The organism is Hymenobacter terrenus (assembly GCF_000972495.1).
Classification (GTDB): domain Bacteria; phylum Bacteroidota; class Bacteroidia; order Cytophagales; family Hymenobacteraceae; genus Hymenobacter; species Hymenobacter terrenus.
In genome coordinates this window covers 41,390-48,013 of sequence record NZ_LATM01000033.1, presented here as the reverse complement: position 1 = coordinate 48,013, position 6,624 = coordinate 41,390, and the positions used below count along the sequence as shown (strand labels likewise).

At 59.6% G+C, this 6,624-nt stretch carries 7 protein-coding genes; 2 read left to right on the top strand and 5 right to left on the bottom strand.

The features are described 5' to 3' along the window. The first annotated feature begins 256 nt into the window (after positions 1 to 256). Complete coding sequence (locus WX88_RS23260; RefSeq protein ID WP_046246819.1) at positions 257 to 649, top strand: hypothetical protein; 393 nt, start codon at positions 257 to 259, stop codon at positions 647 to 649. A 205-nt stretch (positions 650 to 854) separates the two neighbouring features. Here the strand turns inward: WX88_RS23260 and WX88_RS23255 are convergent, their stop codons facing one another. Further along, positions 855 to 1,526, bottom strand: a complete 672-nt coding sequence (locus WX88_RS23255; protein ID WP_052733027.1) for a TylF/MycF/NovP-related O-methyltransferase — start codon at positions 1,524 to 1,526, stop codon at positions 855 to 857. Between the two features lie 174 nt (positions 1,527 to 1,700). Here WX88_RS23255 and WX88_RS23250 point away from each other — a divergent pair, with 174 nt between their 5' ends. Next, positions 1,701 to 3,698, top strand: coding sequence for a M1 family metallopeptidase (locus tag WX88_RS23250; protein ID WP_197076913.1), 1,998 nt, complete (start codon positions 1,701 to 1,703; stop codon positions 3,696 to 3,698). 165 nt (positions 3,699 to 3,863) lie between these two features. Here WX88_RS23250 and WX88_RS23245 read toward each other — a convergent pair whose 3' ends face one another. From WX88_RS23245 to WX88_RS29650, 4 genes are all read right to left on the bottom strand, one after another. Next, positions 3,864 to 4,262: a DUF983 domain-containing protein gene (locus WX88_RS23245; protein WP_231590777.1), complete on the bottom strand. Its 399-nt coding sequence runs from the start codon at positions 4,260 to 4,262 to the stop codon at positions 3,864 to 3,866. 162 nt (positions 4,263 to 4,424) lie between these two features. After that, entirely contained in the window at positions 4,425 to 5,285 is an 861-nt protein-coding gene (locus tag WX88_RS23240) for a helix-turn-helix domain-containing protein (protein ID WP_046246818.1), read from the bottom strand. Between the two features lie 51 nt (positions 5,286 to 5,336). Continuing rightward, entirely contained in the window at positions 5,337 to 5,825 is a 489-nt protein-coding gene (locus tag WX88_RS29655; protein ID WP_156176377.1) for an MFS transporter, read from the bottom strand. Next, a complete protein-coding gene (locus WX88_RS29650; RefSeq protein ID WP_197076912.1) occupies positions 5,765 to 6,559 on the bottom strand; it encodes an MFS transporter in 795 nt (264 codons plus the stop codon). Before WX88_RS29650 ends, WX88_RS29655 begins: the two co-directional genes overlap by 61 nt. Positions 6,560 to 6,624: the final 65 nt, after the last annotated feature.

Sequence of the window (6,624 nt, the reverse complement as noted above, 5' to 3'; positions counted from 1 at the left end):
CAAGGCCAGAATGGGGGGCGCCAAGGCCAGAATGGGGGGCGCCAACCCAATGCGTATGGGAAGACGCCTGGGAATAGCACAAACAGGAAAAATAAGTTCTGGACTCTGGTAATTGTTTACTCGGTAGATAAAAGTCCGAACCTGAGGAGCCGTTTATGTCCACGTCAGGCCTGGGGCGGGCCCTGGTGGAGTGACCATCCGGCGGTTCCTTTGTAGTTGCTGGGGCAACGTCCGCCCCGCTTTTCTTTCCGTCGCCATGCCCCAACGCCTGCTTTTCGTGTACAACGCCGACGGCGGCCTGCTCCCCGGCCTGAAGGATATGTTCCACAAAATTCTTTCACCTGCCACCTACCCCTGCTCGCTGTGCGCCGTGACGTATGGCGCGACCAAAATGCGGCCCGAGTGGCAGCAGTTTATCAAGGCGCTGCCGGTGCCAGTCACTTTTCTGCACCGCGACGAGTTTGAGCGCGACTACCCGCAGTGGCGCCCGCATCCGCTGCCCGCCGCCTTTGCCGTGGGCGAATCCGGGGAGTTAGCGCCCTTCATTCAAGCTGAAGAGATGAACGCGGCCGACCTGAACGACCTGATGAGCCTGGTGAGTACCCGCCTCGCTACCTTCGGAGCCCGTGCCCCAATGCCTGGCGAGTAAGGTATTTGCCCGTTGGGTTTTTTAAAGTGATAGTTTGTGCATTTTCATGAGCTAAGGTGTGGGCGTTACAAGTGGTAGAGGAAATTATTTTGCGCATTCAACGCTGCCTTAGCATCGTTCAGTACCTGTCGTTCGGTGACAAACCGAGCCAACAAAAGGCAGTGAACCTGAAAATACATATCTACACACTTATCGATCCGCAAATTTATTTGGTAATAACGGCTGTGCCGCCGCTATCTGGCAGTGGAATGAAGCCAATGTGATGAGCCTGGCAAAATTCCAGTACGGCCTGGTGCGCACCCTTGTACTCATCGTTGTTGAAGTCGTGCACGAAGATGTAGCCGCCGGGTGCTAACCGGGGGTAAAAAAACGCGAGCCCTTCTAGAATGGGCTGATAGAGGTCGGCATCGAGACTAACGAAGCAAAACGTGTCGTCGAGGCCAGCAGCGGTGGCGGGGAAGAATCCCTTGCGGACGATGCATTGCTGTGGGTGCGGCATTTTTTGCAGCACCGTCTCCGCGCTGGTATCAGCGAAGTTTTGCGTGCCGGTGGAAAAGCCGCTGGACTGCTCAGTGACGATATCTTGACGGTCAAAGCCTGAGAACGTGTCGAATAAATAAAGCTCGCGGTCAGCAAACAACTGGTTGAGGCGCTTGGCGAAATCACCACGGTACACGCCTAGTTCGGCTACGTTGCCAGGTACTTTTCTGGCGACAATTTCCTGGTAACACAGGCCCAGCGTAGCGTAACGCACATAATCCAAGTTGGGCGGTAGTGGCGCCGGACTAGTTTTATAGTTTAGCGACTTGGTAAAATACAGCCCTTTCGTCGCAACGGCTTGCGCTAGCTTTTGAAATAAGAATCGGGCAGTGCTCATGCAAAGTGCTTAAGGATGGGAAGATAGGGTGGACCAAATAGGCCTGGCCAGGAAAGGCGGCTCTGAAAAAATTGGTGTGAGCTACTAAGCAAAGTTAGCTCGCCAAGTCGAATTTGAGCACAGCGGCACAGATGAGCCAGTTGCGCTCAAATTCTGCTTAGCTTCGCGCTAATTATGAAAAATCCGTTTCTTCTTGTTACGCTGCTGGGTATGGCCACCGCATGGGCCCCGGTCGCCTCCCGTGCCCAAACTGTGCCAATCGGCTCCTCCACCTACGACGCCCGCACGTTGTTCAGCCCCTCGTTTATTGAACAGCTGGCTACGCCCACCCGCACGGCTGGTGGCCAGCCCGGCGCCGCCTACTGGCAAAATGCGGCCGACTACAAAATCGACGCCCGCCTCGACGAGAAAGCCGCCCGCGTGACGGCCACCGTTGCCATCACCTACACCAACAATAGCCCCGATAACTTGCCCTTCGTGTGGCTGCAGCTCGACCAAAACCTCTACCGCGCCAACTCGCGCGGAGCGGCCGTGACGCCGGTGAGCGGCGGGCGCTTCGGCAATGCGGCCCGCAGCTTCCAGGGCGGCGACAGCCTGCAGACGGTGAACATTGAGCTGCACGGCAAGAAGCTGAAGGCCAACTACCGCGTGCAGGACACGCGCATGCAAATCATCTTGCCCGAGCCGATGAAGCCCAAGGGCGACAAGCTCACCATCCGCATTGCCTACGGCTTCAACGTGCCCGAGTACGGCTCCGACCGCCTCGGCCGCCTCACCACCAAAAACGGCGAAATCTTCGAAATAGCCCAGTGGTACCCGCGCATGGCCGTGTACGACGACGTGGAAGGCTGGAATACGCTGCCCTACCTGACGGCCGAGTTCTACCTCGAATATGGCAACTACGACTACACCGTGAACGTGCCCGCCAACTACCTCGTGGGTGGCTCGGGCGAACTGCTGAACCCCACCGAAGTGCTCACCGCCGTCCAGCAGCGCCGCTTGGCCCAGGCCGCCGGCTCCGACAAAACCGTGCTGGTGCGCACCGCTGATGAGGTGACGCAGGCCAGCTCGCGCCCGACTGGCAAAAACGGCCGCCTCACCTGGCACTTCCGCTGCCAGCGGGCCCGCGACGTGGCCTGGGCCGCCTCGGCAGCCTTTATTTGGGATGCGGCCAAGATGAACCTGCCCAGCGGCCGGAAGTCCTTGGCCATGTCGCTCTACCCCACAGAATCGGCCCAGGACACGGCCTGGAACCGCTCGACAGAATACGTGAAGAAGAGCATCGAATACTACTCGAAACAGTGGTACGAATACACTTATCCGGTAGCCACCAACGTGGCCGGCGTGGTGGGCGGCATGGAGTACCCGGGCATTGTGTTTTGCGGCGCCAACGACCGCAAAGCCAGCCTTTGGGGCGTAACAGACCACGAATTTGGCCACAACTGGTTCCCGATGATTGTGGGCTCGAACGAGCGTAAATACCCCTGGATGGACGAGGGCTTCAACACCTTCATCAACATCCTCTCGACCCAGCATTTCAACAACGGCGAGTACAAGGCCCTCAACGACACGGCCCGAACGGTGGCCGGCCTCGTGCGTGGTATTCTGAATCCGGCCACCGACCCGCCCTACACCGTGCCCGACGTGACGCAGGCCCGTAACCTGGGCTTCGCCGCCTACAGCAAAGTGGGCTACGGCCTGTTTTTGCTCCGCGAGGAAGTGCTGGGACCGGAGCGGTTCGACTACGCTTTCCGCACCTACATTCAGCGCTGGGCCTTCAAGCACCCCCAGCCCAGGGACTTTTTCCAGACCATGAACGAGGCCAGCGGCGAGGACCTCACTTGGTTCTGGCGCGAGTGGGTGTACAATAACTGGGCGCTCGACCAGGCCGTGACCACTGTCACCTACGTCAACCAAAACCCCGCCCAGGGGGCCCTTATCACCATCGAAAACCGCGGCCAGGCCGCCATGCCCGTCACCGCCGACGTCACCGAAACCAGCGGTAAAACCACCCGTGTGCGCCTGCCGGTAGAAATCTGGCAGCGCGGCGGCACCTGGACCTTCCGCTACAACTCCACCACGCCCCTCACCCTGGTGCGCCTGAATGCCACCAAGCTGCTGCCCGATGCCAACCCCAGTAACAACGTGTGGCGGGCGCAGGTGCTAAAGTAGCCTCCCCCCAGCCCCTTTCCTGCGGAGAGGAGGAGCCACGGTACAAGGGCTCGTCTAAGTTTAATGCATGAAAAGCCTCACTGCTTGAAAGCGGTGAGGCTTTTTGCTTACTGATTTTCCCGTCAGGCTTCCCCTCTCCGCAGGAAAGGGGGCCGGGGGGTGAGGTTACGCTACCCGACCCCGCCACTTCGGGTCGTAGTGCGCGCCACCGAACAAGTACAGCATCATCGCCCGCGAGTAGCGCAGGATGGCCGGGGTGAGCAGCAGCGTTATCACGGTCACGACTACCACGTACACCCAAGTATCGGGGTTGCCGAAGAGGTAGTAGAGCAGCACGCCTACCACCAGTACCGTGGCCACGTTGAAGGCGAAGGTGATGTACATAGAGCCGTAGTAGAACCCTGGCTCCGGCTCGAACGACTGCTCGCAGACGGGGCACTGAGCCGGCATTTCGGCAAATTTGGTGATGTTGAGGGCCGAGTGTGAGAAAAGTTTGCCCTGGTGGCAGCGGGGGCAGCGGAGCCCCAGCAGGGCCGTGGTGGCGGAATCGGAGGAAGTAGCCATAACCAGTCGAGATAAGTGGAGCGGATGGAAAAGTATACGGGCAAATGGGCCGTCCGCCTACTAGCGCGGAGCTTCAAAGGCTGATTTTGCCGTTTCCCATTACAAAATTACCGGAGCTACTACCCGCGCCCGCAGCCTCCTTGCGGGCACTTACAGGACAAATCAACGCTGCTGCCGGAATGCCTCGGGCGTGGTGCCGGCGTACTTGCGGAAGTAGCGCACGAAGTACGAGGCATCGTCAAAGCCCAACTCGTAGGCCACCTGCGCCACACCCAGGGCCGAGTGGCTGAGCAGGCGCTGCGCCTCCACCACCACCCGCTCGTGGATGAGGGCGCTGGCCGTTTTGTTGAGCGCGCGGCGGCACAGAGCGTTGAGGTGGTTGGCGGTGAGGTGCAATAGCTCGGCGTAGTCGCTCACGCTGCGCTTGCTGCGGAAATGCTCGTTGAGCAGCGCCCCAAACTGCCGGATTTGCTGAAGGCCGGGGCTGGCTTCCGCCGTGGGCTGAGCTGGGTACGAGCGCCCCGCTAGCTCCAGGCACAGGTGTAAGTAGCTGCGGAAAACCTCGGCCTGGTTGGCACGGGGCTCCAGGTATTCGGCAAACAAACGCTCCACGAGCGGGCGAATTTCGGTTTCGACGGGCGGTAAATACAGCACCGGCGGGTGCGCGCTGTTGAAAAACGGGTAGTCGTAGAGGCCGTTGCCGGGGTAGCGGAAGAGGTAGAAATCGGTATCGAAAAACACCACGAAGCCCCGGGTATCGGCCGCTAGTTGCCAGTGGTGCACCTGCCCCGGCGCCAGGAAAAACAAGCTGCCCGGCCGCAGCTCATACGTCACCAAATCCACCGTGTGCGTGCCCGTGCCTGCGGTGATGTAGAGCAGCAGGTAAAAGTTGTGAGTATGCGGCACATTCACGTGCGGAAACCGGACCACGTGCGTTTCGAGGCGCTCGCAGTAGTACGGCGTGCGGGCAGCCGGTTGCGGAAACGAGGCAAGAGCGAGGACCGGCAGGCCAGCAGCTTTCATAAGCAGGAATGAAAAGGCGAAAAGGCCTTTCACTCCGCTAATAACGCATGATTACGTCACCTTCGCGGCCACGGCCACCGGCTCGGGAGCCATATCAATGTCCTTGGTTTCGGGCACGAAGAAGGAATAGAACAGCAGCCCCAGCACGCTGATGCCCGCCAACGTGCCAAACCCCACGGCATAGCCGAAGCGGTTGACCACGTACCCAGCCGGAATACTGCTGAGCGCCGCCGCCAGGCCAATGGCCGAATACACAACGCCTTGCAGTAGGTTGAAACGGCCGGTGCCCTTGCTCAGGTCGGCAATCATCAGAATGCTAACCACGCCAAACAGACCCGCCGCGATGCCATCCAACAGCTGAATCCCCGTCAGCATATAAGGGTTGTCGATGAAGGCAAACAGCAGCGCCCGCACCGGCAGCAGGACTTTCTTGCGACCCTGCTCGGCAGCATTGTCGGCAAACTTCGCTACGAACACCATCACGCCCTGCGCCATAATGATGGCAGCCGACAGATACAGCGACGAATTCTGCTTATCCACAAGCCCCATTTTCTGCCCGACCAGCGGCAGCATGGCGCCGTCGGCGAGATGGAACAGCGCCATGGCAATGGTGAAAACCAGGATGCTCCGGTTGGATAACAGGTTTTCACACCGGCCGGGTCGGCCACCTGACCCTCGTTGGCAGCCCCACGGGCCAGCTCGTGGTCAATGTCTTTTTCGCGGATGAGCATCACCGCTGCCACTATCCCCAGGCACTGAACGATCGAGAAGTAGAAGATGGCCTCGTACGAAACGTACCGGCCCAGCAGCCCCGCGATTATCGCGGCCAGCATGTTGCCCAGGTGGTTGTAGCTCTCGTTGCGACCAATGCGCTGCGAAAGCGCCGCGTGTCCCACGATGCCCAGCGTGACGGCCGCCACGCACGGCGCATACACCGATTGGGTGAGCCCCACCACCGCCTGCGAGAGCAGAATCGGGTAAAACCCGTAGCTAAGCACCACGGCCAGGCAGCAGAAGGCAATGATAATGGATGCCACCATCAGCAGCAGTAGCTTGTGCTTGATGCGGTCGATGAGTGCGCCGGCGGGAGTTTGCACCAGGATGCCCACGATGCCGGGCGCAGCGATGACGATGCCAATTTCGTCGGGCTTCCAGTCGCGGACGGTGAGCAGATAAACCGATAGGTACACGCCGACGCCATCCTTCACGTCAGCTATCAACAAGCTGACCCAGTCGAGTCCCTGCAAAGTGCGTGGTGCCGGTTCCATACTCATCGTCGTAGGTACCAGCAGTTCGACGGAGGGTGTAAGACTTGGTTTATGTCGAGTTTGTTGCTTGC

Coding starts and splice junctions, on each gene's coding strand:
- WX88_RS23255 (WP_052733027.1), bottom strand. CDS start 1,526: ATGAGCACTGCCCGATTCTTATTTCAAAAGCTAGCGCAAGCCGTTGCG.
- WX88_RS23245 (WP_231590777.1), bottom strand. CDS start 4,262: ATGGCTACTTCCTCCGATTCCGCCACCACGGCCCTGCTGGGGCTCCGC.
- WX88_RS29650 (WP_197076912.1), bottom strand. CDS start 6,559: ATGAGTATGGAACCGGCACCACGCACTTTGCAGGGACTCGACTGGGTC.
- WX88_RS23260 (WP_046246819.1), top strand. CDS start 257: ATGCCCCAACGCCTGCTTTTCGTGTACAACGCCGACGGCGGCCTGCTC.
- WX88_RS23250 (WP_197076913.1), top strand. CDS start 1,701: ATGAAAAATCCGTTTCTTCTTGTTACGCTGCTGGGTATGGCCACCGCA.
- WX88_RS23240 (WP_046246818.1), bottom strand. CDS start 5,285: ATGAAAGCTGCTGGCCTGCCGGTCCTCGCTCTTGCCTCGTTTCCGCAA.